Source organism: Winogradskyella tangerina, from assembly GCF_003260205.1.
GTDB lineage: Bacteria > Bacteroidota > Bacteroidia > Flavobacteriales > Flavobacteriaceae > Winogradskyella > Winogradskyella tangerina.
Window position 1 is genome coordinate 52677 of the sequence record NZ_QERF01000009.1, and the last position, 23025, is coordinate 75701.

The window sequence follows — 23025 nt, forward strand, 5'->3', positions numbered from 1 at the left end:
TGAGTTCTTTTTTAAAAAAAGAAAAATGAACCAACCAAGACTTGCCACAAAAGACGACATGCCTAGAGTTCTAGAACTCATCAATGAATTGGCTGTCTTCGAAAAAGAACCCGATGCCGTTGAGGTGACATTAGAGATGTTAGAATCGGATGGTTTTGGAGAACATCCGAAGTTTACCTGCTTTGTTGTTGAAGTAGATAACAAGGTCGAAGGTATGGCTTTGGTTTACATGAGATATTCAACTTGGAAGGGAGAAGCCTTACACCTCGAAGATCTTATTGTTAGCCAATCGCAAAGAGGTAAGAACATTGGCACTATGTTGTTAGATGAAGTTGTGAAATACGGTAAATCTCTAGGTGTAAAACGCATCAGTTGGGAAGTTCTGGATTGGAATGAACCAGCTATTAAGTTTTATGAAAACAAAGGCGCAAAAGTGATGCGAGATTGGGATGTGGTTCAGTTAAATGAAAAAGAAATTGACAATTATCTAAAGGAGATCTAATGCGTGTTTATAAATTTGGTGGTGCTTCGGTAAAGGATGCAAAAGGTGTAAAAAATTTAGCCTCTGTTTTAAAAACAACAGGCTATGACAATACATTGGTAGTGGTTTCTGCAATGGGAAAAACAACCAATGCCATGGAAGTAGTGATTAAGAATTACTTTGAAAATAAGGGCGAATTGCAAAGCTCTATTCACGAAGTCATAAAATATCACAATGAAATTCTTCTCGATCTGTTCGATAACGAAAGACATCAGGTTTTTGCTGCAGTGAAGGCACTGTTTGACGAGTTAGCTCAGTTTTTTAAGAGTAATAAATCGCCAGACTACAACTATGTCTATGATCAAACTATTGGTTTTGGTGAATTAATATCAACCACAATTATCAGTCATTATCTCAATGAAATCGGACTTAAAAATAATTGGTTAGATGTCCGTGAGTATATCAAAACAGATAATTATTACAGACGGGCCAACGTCAATTGGGAACAGACTCAAGAGAATATTTCTTCAAAATTAAATAAGGCTGTACTTAATATAACTCAAGGTTTTTTAGGTAGTGATGCCAATAATTTTACAACAACACTCGGTAGAGAAGGTAGTGATTATACAGCGGCCATATTTGCCTATTGCATCAATGCCGAAAGTGTAACCATTTGGAAAGACGTTCCAGGTGTACTTAATGCCGATCCGCGCTATTTTGAAAATGCCCAGCTACTGCACCAAATTTCGTACAGAGAGGCAATAGAGTTGGCGTTTTACGGAGCTTCCGTGATCCACCCGAAAACCCTTCAACCGTTACAACAAAAGGAAATACCACTATTTGTAAAGTCGTTTTTAAATCCCAAGGCCAGCGGTACCTGCGTGAGTAAAGGGAAAGCTATAGAACCAGAAGTCCCTTGCTTTATTGTAAAGAAAAACCAGATTCTAATTTCCTTGTCCTCTCTCGATTTTTCGTACATCGTAGAAGAAAATATAAGCGAAATCTTTAGCCTCTTGCACCTATATAAAATGAAGGTCGATGTTATTCAGAATTCTGCCATTAGTTTTTCGGTGTGTATAGACAATATTTACGACAATCGGAATAAATTGCTTCAGCATTTAAAAGCCAAGTTTAATGTAACATGCCACGATAATGTGAGTCTATATACCATTAGGCACTACAATCAGGCGGCCATTAAGGAGCTCGAAAAAGATAAAACCGTCTTATTGAAGCAATTAACACAAGAAACCGTTCAAATCGTAACTAAATAACATTTTACTACATTTGTTTTATGGGGAAACCGTCTGATACAGGATTAGTCACAGCTAAGGAAGTTGCCAAAGCTATTCATGCAGACAAGTATGGTTTCTTAGGAACTTTTTTCGGGTGGCTTTTAATGAAGGTTCTCAAGATTTCGTCTATTAATAAAATTTACAAACGAAATAAACACCTTTCAGATCTAGATTTTCTCAATGCCTTATTAGACGATTTTCAAATTAAATTTGAAATTCCTGAAGAAGACTTGAAGCGCCTGCCTAAAGACGGAGCTTATATTACAATTTCTAACCATCCGCTTGGCGGAATAGACGGCATACTACTCTTGAAATTGATGTTAGAGCAACGTGAAGATTTCAAAATTATCGCGAATTTCTTACTCCATCGCATTGAACCTTTGAAGCCGTATATCATGCCTGTTAATCCATTTGAGGATCGTAAAGATGTGAAAAGCAGTATAACAGGTTTTAAAAATGCAATTATGCATTTGAAGGATGGTCATCCTTTAGGCGTTTTTCCGGCTGGTGAAGTTTCAACCTATAAAGATGGAAAATTGGTGGTTGATAAGCCTTGGGAAGAAGCGGCGATGAAATTGATTAAAAAGGCTGAAGTACCAGTAGTGCCGATTTATTTTCATGCTAAAAACAGCCGATTATTTTATAGGCTTTCAAAAATCAGCGATACCTTAAGAACAGCAAAATTACCTTCAGAATTATTAACACAAAAGCGAAGAACTATTAACGTCAGAATTGGGCGTCCAATTTCGGTTAAGGATCAAAAGGAGCACAGTGAGTTACCTGATTTTTCAGATTTTTTAAGGCGCAAAACCTATATGCTTTCAAAGAGTTTTGAGGATAAGCCAAAGATCTTAGATAACATTAAATCTACGGTAAAGGTCCCAAAGCCAGCAAAACGAATCGTTACGCCAATAGACCCAGAGGTGATGATGAACGAGGTAGAGGTTTTAAGACAAAAGGATTGTCGTTTGTTAGTCAGTAAAAACTACGAAGTTTTCTTGGCATCGGCTAAGGATATGCCCAATGTGTTGAGAGAAATCGGAAGACTTAGAGAAATCACTTTTAGAGAAGTAGGTGAGGGGACCAATGAAGCCATTGATCTCGATACTTTTGACACGTACTACCACCATATGTTTTTATGGGATACGGATCAAACTCTTGTGGCTGGAGCTTATAGAATGGGACTGGGTTCGCAAATCTTTGAGCGCTTTGGGATTAACGGTTTTTATCTTCAGGATCTTTTCCGTTTTGAGCCAGAACTTTACAAAATGATGAGCCAGTCTATAGAGATGGGGCGCGCCTTTATAGTGAAAGAATATCAGCAGAAACCCATGCCGTTATTTTTACTTTGGAAGGGCATTGTGCACACTACCTTGCGTTATCCGGAACATCAGTATTTAATAGGTGGCGTAAGTATTAGTAATCAATTTTCGAATTTTTCAAAAAGTTTGATGATTGAGTTTATGAAATCGCATTATTACGATCCTTATGTGGCGCAATATGTACATCCTAAGAAAGAATTTAAGGTGAAATTAAAAGACGCTGATAAAGATTTTGTTTTTGATGCTACGGAAGCTGATCTGAATAAATTTGATAAAATTATTGATGAGGTAGAACCAGGGGCATTACGACTTCCTGTTCTACTAAAAAAATACATTAAGCAGAATGCTAAACTTGTTGCATTTAATGTTGATCCGCTATTTAATAATGCTGTAGATGGCTTGATGTATATTAAGATTGCCGACCTTCCTGAAAGCACAGTGCGACCAGTTATGGAAGAATTCCAAGCTGAGTTAGAGCGTAAATTCATGGACAACCATGATAAATAGACTTTGGATTTTTCTTCTTTGTCCGGTGTTCTGTTTTGCTCAGACCATAACCGGTACTGTAATCGATGCTAATACTAACAAACCTTTAGAAACTGTTTCTGTTTATTTTGACAATACTACAGTAGGAACAACAACAAATGAGAATGGTGAGTTCTCCATTGAAATCACTGATGCTATTCAGTCGAGTTTAGTGATTTCCTATTTAGGTTATGAAAAAGTGATCATTAACAATTATAGAGATCAAAGTGTTTTAAAAATTGCATTAAAACCAAGTTCTGTTGCATTAGATGAGGTGAATCTAGATTATGACGATGGCCTCACTCGTAAACAAAAACTTAAATTATTTAAAAAGGAATTCTTAGGGTCTTCAAATTTTGCAAGGTCGTGCAAGATCTTAAATGAAGATGATCTTATTCTAAGATATGATAAGGATGATTGGACACTTTCAGCTAGTTCAATAGCACCTATCAGAATTGAAAATAAAGCCTTGCAGTATGAAATTGAATACGATCTCATCGACTTTGAAGTAAGTTACAAATATGTCAACTTAGCGAGCAATACCTTCAACAAAAATAGTGTCACCTATTACGGAACTACCTTCTACAAGGATATGGAAAAAGCCACTAAAAAAAGCACTGTGAAGAATAGAGAACGTGCTTATAAGGGTTCCATTCAACATTTTATGAGAGCTTTATTCAACGAAAATTTAAGAGACGAAGGCTACTGGATCTTTTATGATAAGTTAAGAGTTAATGAATGGTCTTATTTTAAAGTTGAGGATTTAGAAGATTCTAGCTTTAAACAGGTAACGCTAAGTAAAAAGGTGGTTATAGTTTTTGATAAAGACATTCAGTCTAAAATAGATGTCAAAACCGATAAGTTCTACATTGACGAATATGGTAATTATGCCCCAATAGTTGGTGTTTTTTTCAGTGGCTCAATGGGAGACCAGCGCGTTGGTGATTCATTGCCCTCTGATTATGGACTATAAAAAAACCCAGAAACAAAGCTCTGGGTTTGGATATCTTAAAGGCCTTTAAACCAATCTTGGAATTGATTACCAAGCAAGAATACAGGTTTCTTCTCACCACTTAATGAACCAATTAAACTCATAACCCACATAGCTACTGGAAGAATCCAAGCCACAAGATTGATTACAGGTATTATACCACAGACAAAGCCAACGATAATAATACCTAAAACTTGTCGGATATAAAAAGAGCCTAATTCGGTTCTATTGCTACCATTCATTACAATGGCAACTATCCACCCAATTAAGGTTATATGGGCGATAATAGCAACGTTTTTCCCATCGCTTAAAACTTCCTTAGCTTCATCGGCAAATTCAGAAGCCTTTTCCTTTGCGTCTTCTGCAAACTCTTTAGCATCTTCTTTGAATTCACTTGCTTTTTGAGTTATTTTCTCTCCGGCTTTTTTAGCGCTTTCTTTAGCATCGCCAATCATATCGTTAAGCTCGTCGCTTAAATCTTTATTATCGTCTGACATGGTTATGATTAATTTAAGTTAAGTTATAAAGTTAATAAAAATGTGATTATTTTTTCCCGAAAAGCTTACCAAAAAACCCTTTAGTTTTCTCCTTAGCCTCTGAAAACGATTCCTTTGCATCTTCAGCTAGGTCTTCGAGTTTGTCTTCCGCTACATCCGCAAATTCACTAAGTTTTTCACCAGCTTCAGTTGCAAATTCTTTGGCTTTAACCTTGGCCTCAGCATAAACTTCTTTGGCGTCTTCAGAAAATTCTTTTGCAGATGCCTTAGCATCCTCAGCAAATTCAGCCGCTTTTTCCTTGGTTTTATTATATATCTCCTTACCGTCTTCATTAATGAATTCAGTAGCCTTATCCTTAACGTTACCCAAAATTTCTTTGGCATCATCAAGGAGTTCGCCGGCTTTTTCTTTGGCCGTATCAAAAGCTTCAGAAGCATTTTCTTTGAATGTATTGATTTGCTCTTCAGCTGTATGTTCTGTTTCGTTCGAAACGTTTTCTACCTGATCCAGGTTGTCTCCTAAGTTATTGTTGTTTTCTTCTGTCATCACAATTGGGATTTAATAGTAATTATATGTAGAAGAAATCTTAAAATCGTTACACTTTTATTTGAAGGCCTGATCAACGGGTTCCCAGAGTTCTATTTTGTTACCGTCATTGTCGAGGATCCAGCCAAACTTTCCGTAATCGTATTCCTCCATTTCTCCTACTATTGTGACACCCTCTTCTTTTAAAGTCACTAATAATTCCTTTAAATTTTCAACTCTGTAATTGAACATAAAATCCTTTTTTGAAGGCTCATAGTACTTGGTGTCTTCAGCAAAAGGACTCCATTGTGTTGAGCAATCGTTGCCATCCTTATCCTTCCACCAGAATGTACATCCGTAAGCATCTGTATTGAAACCAAGATGTTTTTTATACCAATCCTTTGACGCCTGAGGATCTTTACTTTTGAAAAATAATCCTCCTATACCCGTTACTCGTTTTTTCATGTTATTTCTTATTTAAGGCGGTTTCATAAATATCGATCCATTCTTCGACAGTCATTTTTCCAAGTAGTTCTTTGATCAGATCATAAGGAATATCATCTACTTTTTTAAAGCGAACACAACTCTTCCCCATATCTAGTTTAAATTTTGAATGTTTAGGATATTCTGCCACAAACCAATCGTAAAGTTCCTTTTTTGCATATAATCCTGAATGATACAATGCGATAAAATTCTTTTGCGATGCGATATTTATAAAAGGTAAAGGCGGAAAAGGTTTGCAATGGTATCCCGGAGGATAAATGGATTTAGGAACAAAATAGGCCGGCATTCCATAGCCCATTCCAGATTCTAGGCCTTCTGGCATATTATCTTTTATAAGCTTATGAAGCTTTGTCATTGGTGCCTTGCGATCGTCAGGAAGTTGACTTATATATTCTTCGGGTGAATCTGCTTTATATTGCATGGTGTGATTGATTTAATTATTATTTGCGTTGTAAAATTAATGCTGAAATTATTGAGATTATGAGTCCTATAAGAAGAACCGTAAAAAACATTAGTGCAGCCATAAATCCAGAACCTCCGTAATCTTCCATTTGCTGTGTTAATTCGGCTTTTTTAGCAGCTAATTCTTCACCTGAATATAAACTCTCATAGGTTTCTAAAGTTTTAGCTAAATATTCATCTGCAAAATCTGGATTGATAACAGTTGTGTAGAGATAATCCATGATGCCTACGCCCAAACCAACAAAGGCCGAAATTAGTAATCCTATCAAAAGGGCTTTACCAAAAGAAACTTTACCGGCATTAACCTTATCTCTGTAATGTTTTATTCCGAAGAAGACAAAAGACAAGGAGGCAATCATAGACCCATAGCCAATGATTTCTTGAGCCGAATAACTTAGACTGCTTCCAAAAGTTAAGGCTAATCCAAAAATAACGGCTCCTAATATTAAACCGTAGGCTCCAAATTTTAATACTGTGTTTTTCATAATATTTGATGTTTTAGTTCACAGCAAAAGTAGTTTTAGAGGTAGTTTTAGGGGTCATACTAAAGTACCAACGGCATGGTACTTTAGTCTAAAAGTACTTATTTTTAGATGATTTTTAAGCTTTTCGCAATTTGAAGTGCTTGGGTTCTACGTTTCGCGTTTAGCTTTAATAATAAATTTGAAACATGAGTTTTTATGGTACTCTCAGATAAGAATAAACGCTCACCAATTTCTTTATTAGATAACCCTTCAGAAATACATTGCAGCACTTCATATTCTCTCGAAGTAATTTCAAGGTCTTTAATTTTATCGTGGTCAATTTCAACCGTTTCCGAAGGTAATTTATTCAGGCTTTTCTTATTGATGTAAATTCCAACAAAAAAGAATACGATGGCTATTACTGAAACTACAATTTCTGTGCTTACATCGCCCGAAGTGATGGTGTACTTACTAAACTGAAAAAGCAATATTAGTGCTAGAATGAGCAATCCAAAAACAAGGATGGTTTTCTTCATAATTTAAATTTAGCAAAATTTTGCTTTGATTTTATCAACCATGGTTTGTGCTAATTTCACATGACTTTCTATCGTCCAACCAGCAACATGAGGTGTTAATATCACATTGTCGGCATTGATAAGATACTCGAAAGCCTCGGGGAGATTCGATTTTTTGCCTTTACGCATCCATCTGAATTTAGGTTCTTCTTGTTTGAATAAATTCTCGAAAGATGATTTTTCATACTCTAAAACGTCTAAGCCAGCGCCAAGAATTTTGCCAGCTTCAAGTGCTTCAACCAGATCTTCGGTCACTACACTTTTACCACGTGCTGTATTTATTAACCAAAACGGGTTTTTAAAAGCATTGATGAATTCAGTATTCACCATATTGGTGGTTAAAGGTGTCTGTGGCGTATGTAAGCTCAATACATCTGCTCTCTCTTGGAGCTCTTCTAATTCTACTTGCTTACAATTGGTGTCTCCTACATGGGCTTTTATATCATGGCAAATGACATCAACATCAAATCCTTTGAGTTTCTTAGCAAATGCCTTACCCATATTTCCGTATCCTATTAGCCCAACGGTTTTTCCGTCGAGTTCTAAACCGCGATTAGCTTCACGTAGCCATTTGCCTTGTCGAACTTCACGATCGGCTTTGTTCAGTTTATTAAACAGTGATAATAATAGTCCAAGACTGTGTTCGCCTACAGCATTTCTGTTGCCTTCGGGAACAGATATAAGGTGAACGCCTTTATCTTCGGCATAGGCGCAATCTATGTTTTCTAGTCCGGCGCCAACACGACCAATAAATTTTAGGTTGGAAGCGGCATCTAAGAATTGTTGATCGATCGTAAATCGACTACGGATAATGATACCATCATAATCAGCGATTTTAGTTTCAATTTCTGATTTAGAAGACGAATAGTCTTCATGATTCTCAAATCCTAAGTCATTGAGTTGATTTAGGAGTAATGGGTGATTGCTATCTAAATGAAGGACCTTCAAATCTTTGGGTATTCAGTTTGTGTACGCTCGTGTTGCACATTACCGGTATGGGCTGTGTTTAGTTTTTCAAAAAGAAGCACATGTACTTCTTCATCATTTTTAGTACATGGATTGTGTTCTACACCTTTGGGAACTACGATGAATTCACCTTCGTTTATAACTTCAGTTCTGATGCCATCATCGCTTTCAGAGTCCTTTAATTGCATGTAGAGCGTTCCTTTAATTACTTGAAATAATTCGTCTTCATCATCATGACTATGCCATACGAATTCGCCTTTCAATTTAGCAAGAATCACTTGCATGTCGTCTACTACAGCAATTTGATGAGGATGCCAATTTTTGCTGAATTTTGAAAACTTGTCTTTGATGTTTATGGGTTTCATTGATCTAATTACTACGTTCAGTTATTATGCTTATTTCTAGAGGTCAACATCACAATCTACTTTAATACTACCCTTTTGATATTTTTTATATATCCTTCTTTTTGATTCAATTGTCATTCCTGCGTCCTCGTGTCGCTGAAGCTTTGGCGGAGGAACAAGGCAGGAATCCACTTTTTATCTCTACCTATAAAATTTACCAATGTTTTGATAAATCGCTCCAGTTTTTGTTTTCTTCTTCAATCAAATTTATTTTCCATTGCCTTTTCCATTTCTTCATATTCTTCTCTCTTCTTATTGCGTCAGTAATGTATTGAAAAGTTTCAAAATAAACCAATCTATTTAGTTTATACTTTTTAGAAAATCCGTCAATTAATTGATTTTTATGTTCGAACATTCTTCGTTCTAAATTGTTGGTAATGCCGATATAAAGTGTGCCGTTGTATTTGTTTGAAAGTATGTAAAGGTAATATTGGTGTGTTGTTTTGTACATGGTATTTATGACTTATTAGTGGATTCCTGCCTTCGCAGAAATGACAGCCGTTATTGTTTTGTGCATGGTATTTGTTACTTATTAGTGGATTCCTGCCTTGTTCCTCCGCCAAAGCTTCAGCGACACGAGGACGCAGGAATGACAACCGTTATTATTTTGTACATGGTATTTGTGACTTATTTGTGGATTCCTGCCTGCGCAGGAATGACAATACGCATTTTGATTTAGTTTTAATAGCTACTCCGCAAAAGCTCCAGCGACACAAGGGCGCAGGAATGACAAATATTCGAAATTAGTGTAGTGGGATTCTGATTTTTGGGGAAGGGAATGATCTAAATCCCCAAAATCAATTTGGCGATCAATAAATAGATCACAATACCAAAAATATCATTACTGGTTGTAATGAACGGACCAGTAGCAATCGCAGGATCTATGCCGCGTTTATCTAAAAATAGAGGGACAAAGGTGCCTATTAACCCGGCGACAATAATTACTACGATCAACGAAATGGAAATCGCTAAGGCGAGTTCGAAATTTTGAGTCCAGATCCAGACAAATAGAAATAAAAATACAGATAAAATTACTCCGTTTAAAGCTGCCAAAAGCATCTCTTTTATCAGGCGATTATTGATACTGCCCTTTACATCATCATTGGCCAAACCTTGTACAATAATTGCACTAGACTGCACACCAACATTACCAGCCATTGCCGCAATTAGTGGTGTAAATAAGAATAAGATTACAGCTTGTTCAGGAAGAAATCCTTCAAAATAATACATGATAATGAAGGCACCAACACCACCGATCAATCCGAGGAATAACCAAGGTAAGCGTGCTTTGGTGAGTTCGATAATACTGTCATCAGAATCGACATCTTGGGTAATACCAGCTGCTAGTTGGTAATCTTTGTCAGCTTCTTCTTTTAAGACATCAACAATATCATCGATAGTAATTCTCCCTAAAAGTGTCTGGTTATCATCAACGACAGGAATAGCTTCCAAATCGTATTTCGCCATAACTTTTGCAACATCTTCTGCATCATCCTTTACGTTAACATAATCTACATTATCTTTCGAAATATCTGCTATTTTCTGATCACTACGCGCTACAATGAGGTCTTTGAGTGATAATCGTCCGATCAGCTTTTCAGTCTTGTCAACAACATAAATAGAATGAACGCGGGTAACCTCTTTAGCTTGTCCTCTAATACGTCGAAGGCAACCAGCAACCGTCCAGGTTTCATAAACCTTAACAAGTTCCTTGGCCATTAATCCACCGGCGGAATTGTCATCATAAGCAAGAAGTTCTTGTATCTCGGCTTTGTGTTCCTCGTCTTCAATTTGAGAAATAACCGCTTCTTGTCTTGCTTCTGGAAGTTCAGCAATAATATCGGCAGCATCATCGGTATCTAATTCTTCAACCTCTTCGGCAATTTCTTTTGCTGATAGATTTTTGAGGACTTTCTCCCTGGTATCCTCATCCATCTCCGTTATAACATCAGAGGTGGTTTCAGAGTCTAGAAGTTTAATGACATAAATGGCATCATCGAGGTCGAGTTCGTCAAGAATTTCGGCAATATCAGCATAGTGAAACTCATTAAAAAGTTTTTTGAGTTCTTTGTCGTTTTGATTTTCGACAAGAATCTCCACCTTTTCAATAAGCTCATCGGTTAATTGAAATTGTATGTTATCTTGAAGTTCTTCCACCTTAGTTTTTGTCGCCCTCGATAAGTTTGGTTAGTTCAATAAATTCTGATACACTTAGTTGCTCTGGTCGCTGCCCAAAGATAGTATTTGCTTTTAAATTATCAGAAAGATTGAAGGCTTTTAAACTATTTCGTAATGTTTTTCGTCGTTGCTGAAATCCGGTTTTAACTACTTTAAAAAACAAGTTCTCGTTGCAAGGTAAAGTATAGTTAGATTTTCGTTTGAGTAACAACACTCCAGAATCTACCTTTGGCGGTGGATTAAATACCGTAGGTGGTACGGTAAAAAGATAGTCTGCATCATAGAAGGCCTGAGTTAAAACTGAAAGAATTCCGTATACTTTTGAGCCTTCTTTAGAACAAATGCGCTGTGCTACTTCCTTTTGAAACATACCAGAGAACTCAGGAATTTGTTGACGCATTTCGAGCGTTTTAAAGATAATCTGCGACGAAATATTATACGGAAAATTACCTATAATGGCGAAAGGCTGGTCCTTAAATATTTCAGTGAGATCGTATTTTAGAAAGTCCTTTTCATAAATTCTATCAGCAAGATTCAGGTAGTTATTTTTTAGATAGTCTACAGATTCTGTGTCGATCTCAATGACATGAGTTGTGATGTCCTTTTTGAGAAGATACTTCGTAAGAACTCCCATACCAGGGCCAATTTCTAAGACGTCATTATAGCCTTCAAGAGACAGCGTATCTGCTATCTTTTTGGCAATATTTTCATCCTTTAGAAAATGCTGTCCTAAATGTTTTTTAGCCCGAACTTGATTCTGGTTTGGCACTTGGAGATCGTTTTGATGACAAACTTAATTGAAATTCACCGAATACTCATCAATAACTTCTAATTCAGTTCTAAAGGCTAGCATTTTATCAGCGAAGCGTTTGGCACCATCACCTCTTAAACGTTCGGCATCTTCAGCATAGTAGGCATCTAGTGCTTCTCTAGAATGCGCTTTGTATTGTATAGAATAGGTGGTGCCGCCCATTTCTTCCTCAACTAAGACTTTAGTGAGTCTGGCATCGATAAACTTTCCTGTAGCTAAAACTTGAGGGATATGAACTCTGATCCAGTTTAGCCATTCGTCGTGTGCTGAGTCGTCGATGTTTACTGTGACGTTGTATATGATCATTGATTAGTAATTAGTGTAAAGTAAATAGTAATTAGTAGCAAAAATATGGAATTGAAAACAAGTTCGTCTTTTTCAATATAGCACCATTAGTTTATACTATCACCGCGCAGCATCCTAAATTTCTTTCGGGCCTCAATAAAATAGATACTGTCTTCAAAATCGAAAATGATCTTTTCATAAAGCTGTTTGGCTTCTTCTGGTTTTGCCAAATGTGTATTGTAGAGTTCAGCTAAATGATAGTGCGCATCATCAGCAAGTATATCTTCTTTCCAGTCGGTTATAATTTTCTGGTAATTGGCCTCCGCTTTATCGTATTGTTTTTTCTTTTCAAACAGCTTCGCTTGCTTAAAAAGGGTTTGGTCGATTATACTTTCGCCCTTATGTTCAACCAATATTTTATCTAATAAGGAAATAGCATCATCTGTTTTATTCTGAAAAGCAAATAAGTCGGCTTTTGCATAATGCTTAAGAGCGGTCTGCGTGCTGTCTTCATATTTGTTGTCTGAAATCAGTAATTTCAGATCTAAGGCGTCATTGGCAATGAGCTGCGAAGTTGAAGATTTTAATATTTTGAGTTGCGATTCGGCCCAATCAAAATCACCTTTGTAATAACTAGTTTTAGCCACTTTGAACCGTGCCTCTTGTGAAATCGTGCTATTCTTTAGACTTAATTGAATCTGAGAATAGAAAATTAAGGCTTCGTTAAAACGTTCTTGCAATACAAGGATATCGGCCAATAACAGTTTTACTCTAGCTTCTTGAAATTCTGAAATATTAAGCTTCATACTTTGTCTCAAAAAGGAGGTAGCACCTTCCGTGTCTTGCCTATAGAAGGCTAAAAACTCACCATAGGCAATTTGTAAGGACAACGTGAGATCTGATTTCCCGAACTGATCAAATAAAGCATTGTAAGCTTCGTCGATACGGTTGAGTTCTTTCTCAGTATCTGCATTATTAGAATCTATTTCCAAAATATACTGATGTGCAACTAAGGCTGTACTTGCATCTTGGGTAGTTTCTAATATATAATTGAAGATGGTCTTCGAAGTTTCGTCGTCATTATCATTTAGAGCCGTAATTGCTAATTCTATAATGCGGTCTAAACTTTCCGGATTTCGTTTGTAGAGGGCCTTTTCTTGTATAAAGGATTTGTTATAAGCTTTCTCTTGTACATACAGCCAACTCAATAATTCATACCAATACGGGCTGGGTTGTTGCTGTATTTTCTTCAGAAGTAGTCGTCGTAAATATATGTTGTTTTCGTTGGAATTATTTTCAGAAATAAAGTCGCTGACGGCTCTTTTGATGTTGTTTAGATAGTTTGGACGGTAAGCCACATATTCGATATAGTTCTCGAACATTTTTTCAATATTCCCCTGATCGCCATAAATACGCGCTAATTGAATGCTATAGTTTTTGTCTGGTGTTAAAATTTTACCCTTATTATAAACTTCAATGGCCTGATCTAAAAGTGAATGGTCTTCAAATTTTTTAGCGACACTATAAATGTAATTTGGATTTTCATCGATATAAGAAAGGGCTTCCTTATACAGTATATCTGCACGTTCCAAACTGTCTTTAAGTTGAAAGTTGTAGCCCAATTCTACAATTAAACTAGGATTTTCGCGTATCGCAAGGCGTTGAATGAGGATGTTTTCGGCCTCATCGAACTGCTCTAATTGTTGATGTGTATCAACTAATTTATAAAGGTATTTAAGGCTATATGGTTTTTCTCTGTTGAGGTTTTGATAGATGACCAAGGCTTTCTTGAACTCTCCTTTTTTATAATAGCTATCTGCAAGAACCTCGCTATTTTGAGCAAAGCCAAAACTGAGGCCTATAAAGAGAACTAGTATCGAAAGCGTTGTTTTCACTTGAGCATTTTTTGTAAATATAACAAATGCGCTATCTAGATATTGTAAATGTTTTTATAAAAAAATGCCTAAACGATTCGTTTAGGCATTTTAACCAGCAAAATAAATGTGCTATTAACCATTATTTGTTCTAAATATGATTCAATTACTTTGTCTTGGCGTTTTACTATTTATTATTTTTCTAATTATAGTTTAAAAAAACACTTTGCTTACCATAACTACAAGTGCAACAAGAAGTACAATGCGTTTAATATTTTTCATAATTAGGTTTTGTTCTAGATTGGGACTACTAACATCTCAAAAATAAATAAAAAAACCGAAGAAATACACGAAAAATCGATAAAAAACATATTTTTTTAACAAATATGTCAGAATTCAGCAAGAAGAATACATCTATGAGATCATATCAAAACCAGTGTATGGCACTAATACTTCAGGGATTTTAATACCATTTTCAGTTTGATAGTTTTCTAAGATACCAGCTAAAACACGAGGTAATGCCAAGGAGCTGCCATTTAGTGTGTGGCACAGTTCGTTTTTGCCCTCACTATTTTTGAAACGCAATTTTAGTCGATTGGCTTGAAAGGTTTCAAAATTAGATACCGAAGAAATCTCTAACCAACGGTCTTGTGCCGTAGAAAACACCTCAAAATCATAGGTCAATGCCGATGCAAAAGTGACATCGCCACCGCATAGCTTTAAAATACGGTAAGGAAGTTTAAGTTCGTTAAGAATATCTTTCACATGGTCGATCATACCCTCAAATGCATTATATGAATTGTTAGGATGTTCAACGCGTATGATTTCAACTTTATCAAATTGATGAAGGCGGTTAAGGCCTCTTACATGCGCACCATAACTTCCGGCTTCTCGTCTAAAACAAGGCGTATATCCTGTGACACTTATAGGAAAATCACTTTCGTTTAGGAGCGTATCTCTAAACAAATTGGTTCCTGGCACTTCAGCCGTGGGGATGAGGTATAAATTATCGGCAGTAACATGATACATTTGACCTTCTTTATCTGGTAACTGCCCTGTACCAAAACCAGAAGCCTCATTAACTAAGTGTGGTAACTGATATTCAGTGTAGCCGGCCGCAGTATTCTTATCTAAGAAATAGGTAATTAAAGCGCGTTGCAATTTGGCACCTTTGCCTTTATATACCGGAAAACCCGCCCCTGTGATTTTATTACCGAGTTCAAAATCGATAATGTCGTATTTCTTGGCCAATTCCCAATGAGGTAATGCGCCATCTGCGAGTTGAGGGATGTCACCAGCTCTAAAAATCTCTTCATTATCTTCGTCTGAATTTCCTTCAGGAACCGATTCATGTGGTACATTCGGAATTTTATAAAGTAATTCCTTTAATGCATCAGCCTTTTCATTAAGCTCTTGCTCGAGAGTCTTAGTGGTCTCCTTTAAAGTTGAAGTCTTTTCTTTAAGCGCATTCGCTTTCTGAACTTCGCCAGATTTAAACAAGTTGCCAATCTCCTTAGACAGAGTATTAGATTCAGCCTTTGTGCTATCTAATTTAGTCTGAAGTTGTCTTCGTTCTTCATCTAAACTGATGGCTTCATTAACCATTGTAGTAGCATCTATATTGCGCTTTGCCAAACCTTTGATAACGGCTTCTTTATGTTCTCTTATGTAAGCAACTTGTAACATATCTGTAATTTTGAAAATACACCGTTTAGGTGCTTTAAATCAAGCCACAAAAGTAAAAAGAATTTAGGCGTATAAAAACTATTTTGAAGGCAATATCCAATCGTGGTGTTTAAAATGATACCATTCTTCATTGGCCAAATCCACCTTTGAGTCGATCAGTGGTTTTGAAGGTTTACCATTTACACTAACATAGGCTCTTACATAGACCTTAACTGAGATGCCTTTTTCTGCAAAATGTTGTTTTAAATGCTGTGCAAATTGCCAGATAAAATCGGGTTTAGTGCTTGCCGATCGTTGTTGTTTCTTGGTTAGAAAATCTGAAAGTTTAATTGGGATGGCATTGTTTGTAGCTTCGTCAATAACCGTGTAAGTAGCACTACCATTTTTTGCACGAAGCATCATTCTCCATGATAATCGGTGTCCTTCCTCAGTCCATAAAACATTATCCTCAAAGTAATGAATACGCAATGGAAGGGCAATATGAATTAAAAAGTAGATCGAAAAAACGGCTATCAATAGTTTATTGTAAGTCGGTACTTTAACCTCGTTGGCGGTATACAATTTCTTTTTCTTCAGGAAAATATTTCGAACGGTTTTAGGTGAAAAGAAGAACAAGCTAAAAGCGAGTGATAAATACGGAAAAATTCCAATTTGAAAAACGATCGAATTGAACAGATGAAAAAATATCGATGCAAAGAATGCATATTTTCTCGTTGGTTTGAAAAGCAATAAAGGAATAATGAGTCCATCAAATAAAATGCCGCCGTAGGCGATAAAATAATGGATCCATTCTTGTTGTAATAAGTCGCCTATGATTGGGTAATAAGCTCTTCCTTTCATAAGTAATGCAACCACAGAAGTATCTAACCAATCAGGATATATTTTTGCAATGGAAGCATAGGTGTATAGAATAAATAATTGAATCACAAATATCCACTTGCACCAACTTGGCATTGAAATACGTTTCAATGATGGATTGAATTTTACATCTAAGGACGCATATCTGTTTGCGGGTAAAAACACCATTAAATAGCTCAAAATAAATAAGAGATAATAATGATTGTTATAAGATGATTTCTGCATTAAATAGGTGGCGGTCCACATGGTAGCAAACATAAACATGCTGAATCTGTATTTGTAACCCACCATTACGAGCAATCCAAATATTCCCATAAGGATATAGTAAGCATACATCCAATTTCCGGGAAGGGGTTGTAGCCATTCAAACCCAATAAAAGAGAAGGTAAATTCGGGTTCTATTAGTGTTCGCCTTACCCAACCCGTAAATACAGCGCCAACAGATTCTAAGAAACATAGCAATCCAAAGACGATCCTAAAAACGATAAGACCCGAATTGTCTATATGTTTGAATAGAAACTTATTCATTTAAATTTTTAATAACATTCTTGGCGGTTTTCATATCGGAATTTAGCTGGGATTTTAGAGCGTCGAGATTTTCAAATTTTTGTTCGCTTCTTATCCATTTCAGAAACTCAATTCGAAGCGTTTCTCCATAAATATCCTTATTAAAGTTGAAAAAATTCACTTCAATCGAACGCTTTTTACCATCTACTGTTGGATTAGTGCCAATATTCATCATGCCATAAATAATGGAACTTTCGAAGGTTGACTTCACCACATAAACACCATCAGCCGGAATGAGTTTATAAGTTTCTTTAATTTGAATATTTGCTGTTGGAAAATCTAATGTTCTTCCGAGGCCTCTGCCTTTTACAACTTCTCCGTTGATAAAATAGTTATACCCTAAATAGGAATTTGCAATACTCACTTTACCTGAATTTAAGGCGTTTCTAATTTTAGTTGAACTAACAGTTACATCTTCAATATCTTGCGCTGAAATTTCTTCAACCTTAAAATCGTATTTCTCTGCAAACCTTTTTAGATCCTTAATGTTGGCACTTCTGTTTTTGCCAAAATGGTGATCATAGCCAATAACGATCTGTTTAGTATTGAGCTCATCAACTAAAACTTTTTTCACATAGTCTTCTGCTGAAAGGTTTGCAAAATCCTTATTGAACTCTTTAACAATAACATCCTCAATGCCGCAATTCTTTAAAATTTCAATGCGTTCTTGAATTGTATTCAGTAACTTAATATCATCCGCCTTTTGAAGTACCATTCTCGGGTGTGGAAATAGCGTTAACACTGTTGGCGTAAGCTTATTCTTTTTAGCAAGACTAACCACACGATTAAGTATTTTTTTATGGCCGATATGAACGCCATCAAAAGTGCCTACAGTTATGGTTTTTGCTAAATTCTCAATCAATGACTCGTTATTTTGCGGATCCAATATTTTATGTGTAAAAAAAACTTATTTTTGTGAATTCTTAAAAAAAAACACCCATCGCTATGAAAACAAAATTACAGTTTGTTTTGTCAATTACCATGTTCTTTACCTTATTTTCTGCTGTAGCTCAACAGGGCTATTGGAGATCAACGGATGTAGACTTAACGAGTAACGACGGCAATTCAACATTAAATGAAAAGTTTTATGTAACGCACAATTTAGATTTAGATGCGTTTAAAGCTCAATTAGTAAATGCACCGTTGCGTTCTGCTGACACAAAAATTTCAAATACAAAGATCTACCTTCCTAATCACAAGGGTGAAATGGAGCAATTTTCTGTAGTTGAAGCACCTGTTCTGTCAGAAGAACTTTCACAGCAATATCCCAACATAAAAACGTATTTGGGTTATAGTTTAGACAAACCTGGAACAAGAGCTCGTTTTAGTGTTACACCTCAAGGGCTTCAAACCATGATCACTTCTGCTGATGAGCCTCTAACATTCACGGTTCCTACAAGTAGAACAGATAATACGTCTTATATTACTTACACTAGAGAGGTAAGAACGCAGAATTTTAAGGATTATTCATGTTTAACAGAGGACGAAATGATGCCTATGGATATGAATCGTTTTTCTAACAGAGATGCAGACGACCAACTCTTAAGAAATTTCAGAATTGCAATTTCAACCACGGCTGAGTATACTAACTTTTGGGATGATGGTAATGCCGGAAATGGAAATGCACAACAAGATGCTTTAGCACAGTTGGTGTCGACATTAAATAGAAACAACGAAGTTTTTGAAGTTGATATGGCGGTGACGTTTACATTAATTTCGGGGACGTCAATAATTTATACCAACCCAGCAACAGATCCCTATTCTGGGGCATTCAATTCGCAATTACAAACTACATTAACTGCAAATATTGGCGAGGCTAACTATGATATTGGGCATTTATTTCATTTTGGCGGTAATAATGGAAACGCAGGTTGTATAGGTTGTGTTTGCGTCAATAATCAAAAAGGAAGTGGTTTTTCGTCGCACTCATTTCAAGATAATGATGGCGGTCCTTACATGTCCGATTTCTTCGATATTGATTATGTACCTCACGAAATTGGTCACCAAATGGGCGCCAACCATACTTGGTCATTCAGTAGTGAAGGTACGGGTGTAAATGCAGAACCAGGAAGTGGTACAACCATCATGGGATATGCAGGTATTACAGGAGGTAATGATGTTCAAGATCATTCAGATCCATACTTCCATTACTACAGTATACTGCAAATTCTGAATAATTTACAGTCGCGTACTTGCTGGACAAGCACGCCAATCTCAAACAATCCTCCAAGCTCAGATGCTGGTCCAAATTATGTAATTCCTAATGGTACGGCCTTTGTTTTAAAGGGCGCTGCTACAGACACTGATGGTGGTGATGTTTTATATTACAACTGGGAACAGATAGATAATGGAGTAACGACAACGGGTAATTTTAATCCAGGAAAAACCTCTGGTGCTTTATGGAGATCTAGACCTCCGACCACATCACCAGATCGTTATATGCCTATAGTTGAACGCGTAATTTCTGGTCAGTTATTAGAGACAAGCCCAACGGAAACCATAGATAATTCATCTTGGGAAACGGTTTCAACCGTAAGTAGAAATTTAAACTTCGCTTTAATAGTTAGAGATCGTAGTGAAGCCAATGGCGTAGGGCAAACCCCTCAGAGTAGTTATGATACAATGACGGTAACTGTTGATGGTAGTATTGGACCATTTGAAGTAACCTCTCAGAGTACGAACGAAACCTGGGAAGAAGGTTCTATAGAAACGGTATCGTGGAATGTTGCCGGAACCGATGCAGGAGCTGTAAATACTCCAACTGTAAATATTCTACTCTCCATTGATGGTGGATTTACATATCCTTTTGTTTTAGCTTCAGATGTTCCTAATGATGGAACTCATGATATTGTTGTGCCTTCAACAGGAGCAGTAACTACTGCACGAGTTAAAGTAGAAGGTAATAACAACATATTCTATGCAATTAATGACACAAACTTTACAATTAATGCTTCAGAGTTTCTCTTGTCTGTTTCTGACCCAGAAATTGATGTTTGTTCACCAGATAACGCTGTGTTTAATTTTACTTACAATACCTTTTTAGGATTTACTGGCACGACAACATTTGGAGCTACTGGCTTGCCAGCCGGAACTTCAATAGTTTTTTCACCAGCGTCGGCAAGTGCTGATGGAACAAATGTTACGGCAACAATTTCTGGAATTGGAAGTTTAGCCTTAGGAAATTATCCTGTGACCTTAGAAGGAACTTCAGGCGGAACAGTAAAAGTGGCTAATGTTGAGTTTAATGTCTTTGATGCAAATTTAAGTACGCCAAGTATTTTATTACCGTTTAATGGTCAAACAGGAGTATCTACAGAAGACGCTCAGTTAGCGTGGACAGGAGAGGTTAATGCCAATGCCTACGAATTAGATGTTGCAACTGACGCGGCTTTTACAAATATCGTGTTGTCTGATGTGGTAACTGTTACTGATTATACCTTAAGTTCATTAGGTATATTGACACAATATTTTTGGAGAGTTAGAGGTGTTAATGATTGTGGTAACGGTAATTATGCCCAAGGAAATTTTACCACTGGCAATGTTTCATGTGCATTTTATACATCATCCGATACGCCGATAAATATTCCTGATGCAAATGCATCGGGTGTAAATTCTGTAATCAATGTACCAAGTTCAGAAGAAATAACGGATATCAATGTTACGGTAAATATTACCCATACTTTCAATGGTGATTTAAGATTAACCTTAATTGCACCAGACGGAACACCAATTTTATTATCGAATCGAAATGGTGGAAACGGTGATAATTTTGTAGATACTGTATTTGATCAGGAAGGGTCAAATTTAATAAGTAGTGGTACGGCACCATTTACTGGAACCTTTGTACCTGATGGAGATTTAAGCACGCTGTATGGAGGTTTCTCTGATGGTGATTGGACCTTAAACGTATCGGACAATGCAGGCTTAGATACTGGAACGATTGATGACTGGACCTTAGAGTTATGTACTATTGGAACATTATCTACCTCAGAATTTTCAGGAAACGATGGCTTTAGCATTTATCCAAATCCAAATAATGGTGAGTTTACAGTGAGTTTAAACAACCCATTATCTGATAAGATTGCTATTGAATTATTTGATATTAACGGCAGACGAATTTTTGAAAGAAGCTTTAATGCCATTCAAAATTTTAGAGGCATTATTAAGTTAGATAGTGTTCAATCTGGAGTTTACCTCGTTAGAGTAATTGATGGTACTAATAGTTCTGTTAAACGACTTATTATCAATTAATCTATAGAATTTATAAATGAAAAGAGGTGCAATAAGGACCTCTTTTTTATTTGCCGTTAAATTGGTTCATGGTATTATTTACACCAGCTAGCGCGAAAGATTTAATAACTTCAGCTGCCGTTTTTAAACGCTCATCTAGTTGAGACGTCTCTTCTTCATTCCATTCGCTCAACACATAATCCACTTGCTTTCCTTTGCTAAAGGCATCGCTAATACCAAACCTAAATCGGTTGTATTTTGTGGTCTGTAATTTATCTTGAATATCCTTCAAACCATTATGACCGCCATCGCTTCCTTTGGTTTTCAGGCGAAGTGTTCCGAAGGGAAGATTAAGATCATCGGTGATCACCAGTAAGTTCTCTAAAGGAATTTTCTCCTTGTCTAGCCAGTATTTCACAGCCTTACCGCTAAGATTCATGTAGGTGCTTGGCTTGATAAGCACAAGGGTTCGTCCTTTCACCTTTAAGGTAGACCGATCACCAAGTTTTACAGTTTCAAAAGAAACCTCTGCCTCGCTTGCCAAATGATCTAAGATCTTAAAGCCAATATTATGTCTGGTGTTGTGATATTTTTCACCAATATTTCCTAAGCCAACAATTAAAAATTTTTTCATGAGATCTTCTTCATTTTGTTCTGTAGTTATACCAAAACCGAGCCATTTTTTTAAACGTTCAAACATGCCATTCGCTTTGCGTAAAAATAAAAAAAGCATTCTGATATAGAATGCTTTTATAGTTCTGTAACGTGTTTTTGTTATTCCTGAGCTGCTTCAGCTGCTGGTGCTTCAGCTGCACCTTCAGTTGCTTCTGCTGCATCATCATCTTCTTCCTCTTCGTCTTCAACAGACATAGATGCTCTAGAACGTCTAACCTGACAAACAACAGTGTTATCTGGATGTAAGAATTTGTAATCTTCGTTTTCTAACTCTGTAATGTAAAGCTTGTTACCAATTTTAAGCGGCGTAATATCTACTTCGATAAAATCTGGTAATTTAGAAGGAATAGCCTTCACTCTTAGCTTACGGTAAGGTCTTCTAAGAACACCACCATTTAAAACACCCTTAGAAGTTCCTACAACTTGAACAGGAATTTCCATAGTGATTTCTTTGTTTTCGAAAATTTGATAGAAATCGATGTGTAAGATTCTATCGGTCACCGGATGAAACTGAATGTCTTGCATAATAGCATTGAAAGTTTCACCATTATCTAAGGCAATCACAACTGTATGCGCATTTGGAGTGTATACAAGTTTAGAGAATGCCAAATCTGGTGCAGAGAAATGTATTGGCTTGTCTCCTCCGTATAATACGCAAGGAATCTGACCAGCATTACGTAAGGCTTTCGTTGACGACTTGCCCACGCTTTCTCTTTGAGATCCATTGATTGTAATTGATTTCATTTTGAAATTGTTTATTTATTATTAATTACCTCATTTTGAGGGTTTGTCCTTTACGGCTGATTTTGCCGTTAAAGGGCTGCAAATTTAAGCATATAATAGAGAAATACT

General features: G+C 36.4%; 23 protein-coding genes. 5 read left to right on the forward strand and 18 right to left on the reverse strand.

What is annotated here, in order from left to right:
• Positions 1 to 25 precede the first annotated feature (25 nt).
• From DDY94_RS13150 to DDY94_RS13165, 4 genes are read left to right on the forward strand one after another with little or no spacing between them, the layout of a single operon-like run.
• Complete coding sequence (locus DDY94_RS13150; protein WP_111684738.1) at positions 26 to 502, forward strand: GNAT family N-acetyltransferase; 477 nt, start codon at positions 26 to 28, stop codon at positions 500 to 502.
• Positions 502 to 1752, forward strand: coding sequence for an aspartate kinase (locus DDY94_RS13155; RefSeq protein WP_111684740.1), 1251 nt, complete (start codon positions 502 to 504; stop codon positions 1750 to 1752). The genes DDY94_RS13150 and DDY94_RS13155 overlap by 1 nt, the downstream gene beginning before the upstream one ends.
• A gap of 20 nt (positions 1753 to 1772) precedes the next feature.
• A complete protein-coding gene (locus DDY94_RS13160) occupies positions 1773 to 3602 on the forward strand; it encodes a GNAT family N-acyltransferase (RefSeq protein ID WP_111684742.1) in 1830 nt (609 codons plus the stop codon).
• Entirely contained in the window at positions 3592 to 4593 is a 1002-nt protein-coding gene (locus DDY94_RS13165; protein WP_111684744.1) for a carboxypeptidase-like regulatory domain-containing protein, read from the forward strand. Before DDY94_RS13160 ends, DDY94_RS13165 begins: the two co-directional genes overlap by 11 nt.
• Positions 4594 to 4628: 35 nt before the next feature.
• On the opposite strand, the gene DDY94_RS13170 is transcribed toward DDY94_RS13165, so the two are convergent.
• The 16 genes from DDY94_RS13170 to DDY94_RS13245 form a co-directional block, all read right to left on the reverse strand.
• Positions 4629 to 5108, reverse strand: coding sequence for a YtxH domain-containing protein (locus DDY94_RS13170; RefSeq protein WP_111684746.1), 480 nt, complete (start codon positions 5106 to 5108; stop codon positions 4629 to 4631).
• A gap of 46 nt (positions 5109 to 5154) precedes the next feature.
• Positions 5155 to 5655, reverse strand: a complete 501-nt coding sequence (locus DDY94_RS16250) for a hypothetical protein (protein WP_198658958.1) — start codon at positions 5653 to 5655, stop codon at positions 5155 to 5157.
• A 57-nt stretch (positions 5656 to 5712) separates the two neighbouring features.
• A complete protein-coding gene (locus tag DDY94_RS13180) occupies positions 5713 to 6099 on the reverse strand; it encodes a VOC family protein (RefSeq protein ID WP_111684748.1) in 387 nt (128 codons plus the stop codon).
• A 1-nt stretch (position 6100) separates the two neighbouring features.
• Positions 6101 to 6559 (reverse strand): DUF1801 domain-containing protein, encoded by a 459-nt coding sequence (locus tag DDY94_RS13185; protein ID WP_111684750.1) that lies wholly within the window; start codon positions 6557 to 6559, stop codon positions 6101 to 6103.
• 19 nt (positions 6560 to 6578) lie between these two features.
• Positions 6579 to 7085, reverse strand: coding sequence for a DUF4199 domain-containing protein (locus DDY94_RS13190; protein WP_111684752.1), 507 nt, complete (start codon positions 7083 to 7085; stop codon positions 6579 to 6581).
• Between the two features lie 104 nt (positions 7086 to 7189).
• A complete protein-coding gene (locus DDY94_RS13195) occupies positions 7190 to 7600 on the reverse strand; it encodes a response regulator transcription factor (RefSeq protein ID WP_111684754.1) in 411 nt (136 codons plus the stop codon).
• 9 nt (positions 7601 to 7609) lie between these two features.
• On the reverse strand, positions 7610 to 8587 hold the full coding sequence (locus DDY94_RS13200) for a 2-hydroxyacid dehydrogenase (RefSeq protein WP_111684756.1): 978 nt from the start codon (positions 8585 to 8587) through the stop codon (positions 7610 to 7612).
• Entirely contained in the window at positions 8584 to 8970 is a 387-nt protein-coding gene (locus DDY94_RS13205; RefSeq protein ID WP_111684758.1) for a cupin domain-containing protein, read from the reverse strand. The genes DDY94_RS13200 and DDY94_RS13205 overlap by 4 nt, the downstream gene beginning before the upstream one ends.
• A gap of 193 nt (positions 8971 to 9163) precedes the next feature.
• Positions 9164 to 9460 carry a GIY-YIG nuclease family protein gene (locus tag DDY94_RS13210; protein WP_111684760.1) on the reverse strand — a complete coding sequence of 99 codons (297 nt, stop codon included), beginning with the start codon at positions 9458 to 9460 and terminating at the stop codon, positions 9164 to 9166.
• 332 nt (positions 9461 to 9792) lie between these two features.
• A complete protein-coding gene (gene mgtE, locus DDY94_RS13215; protein WP_198658959.1) occupies positions 9793 to 11166 on the reverse strand; it encodes a magnesium transporter in 1374 nt (457 codons plus the stop codon).
• A gap of 1 nt (position 11167) precedes the next feature.
• Positions 11168 to 11956, reverse strand: coding sequence for a 16S rRNA (adenine(1518)-N(6)/adenine(1519)-N(6))-dimethyltransferase RsmA (gene rsmA / locus DDY94_RS13220; RefSeq protein ID WP_111684762.1), 789 nt, complete (start codon positions 11954 to 11956; stop codon positions 11168 to 11170).
• Between the two features lie 24 nt (positions 11957 to 11980).
• Positions 11981 to 12304, reverse strand: coding sequence for a DUF4286 family protein (locus tag DDY94_RS13225; RefSeq protein ID WP_111684764.1), 324 nt, complete (start codon positions 12302 to 12304; stop codon positions 11981 to 11983).
• An 86-nt stretch (positions 12305 to 12390) separates the two neighbouring features.
• Positions 12391 to 14178, reverse strand: coding sequence for a tetratricopeptide repeat protein (locus DDY94_RS13230; RefSeq protein WP_111684766.1), 1788 nt, complete (start codon positions 14176 to 14178; stop codon positions 12391 to 12393).
• A 393-nt stretch (positions 14179 to 14571) separates the two neighbouring features.
• Positions 14572 to 15843, reverse strand: coding sequence for a serine--tRNA ligase (gene serS, locus DDY94_RS13235; protein ID WP_111684769.1), 1272 nt, complete (start codon positions 15841 to 15843; stop codon positions 14572 to 14574).
• Positions 15844 to 15921: 78 nt separating this feature from the next.
• Positions 15922 to 17229, reverse strand: coding sequence for an HTTM domain-containing protein (locus tag DDY94_RS13240; RefSeq protein ID WP_111684771.1), 1308 nt, complete (start codon positions 17227 to 17229; stop codon positions 15922 to 15924).
• On the reverse strand, positions 17222 to 18130 hold the full coding sequence (locus tag DDY94_RS13245; protein WP_232817872.1) for a bifunctional riboflavin kinase/FAD synthetase: 909 nt from the start codon (positions 18128 to 18130) through the stop codon (positions 17222 to 17224). Before DDY94_RS13245 ends, DDY94_RS13240 begins: the two co-directional genes overlap by 8 nt.
• Positions 18131 to 18213: 83 nt before the next feature.
• On the opposite strand from DDY94_RS13245, the gene DDY94_RS13250 reads away from it, so the two are divergent.
• Complete coding sequence (locus DDY94_RS13250) at positions 18214 to 21519, forward strand: zinc-dependent metalloprotease (protein WP_111684775.1); 3306 nt, start codon at positions 18214 to 18216, stop codon at positions 21517 to 21519.
• 46 nt (positions 21520 to 21565) lie between these two features.
• Here DDY94_RS13250 and pth read toward each other — a convergent pair whose 3' ends face one another.
• Both pth and DDY94_RS13260 read right to left on the reverse strand, forming a co-directional pair.
• The gene (pth, locus tag DDY94_RS13255; protein WP_232817873.1) at positions 21566 to 22198 is read right to left on the reverse strand and encodes an aminoacyl-tRNA hydrolase; all 633 of its coding nucleotides are present in this window, start codon (positions 22196 to 22198) and stop codon (positions 21566 to 21568) included.
• Between the two features lie 74 nt (positions 22199 to 22272).
• Complete coding sequence (locus DDY94_RS13260) at positions 22273 to 22917, reverse strand: 50S ribosomal protein L25/general stress protein Ctc (protein WP_111684777.1); 645 nt, start codon at positions 22915 to 22917, stop codon at positions 22273 to 22275.
• Between the last annotated feature and the right edge of the window lie 108 nt (positions 22918 to 23025).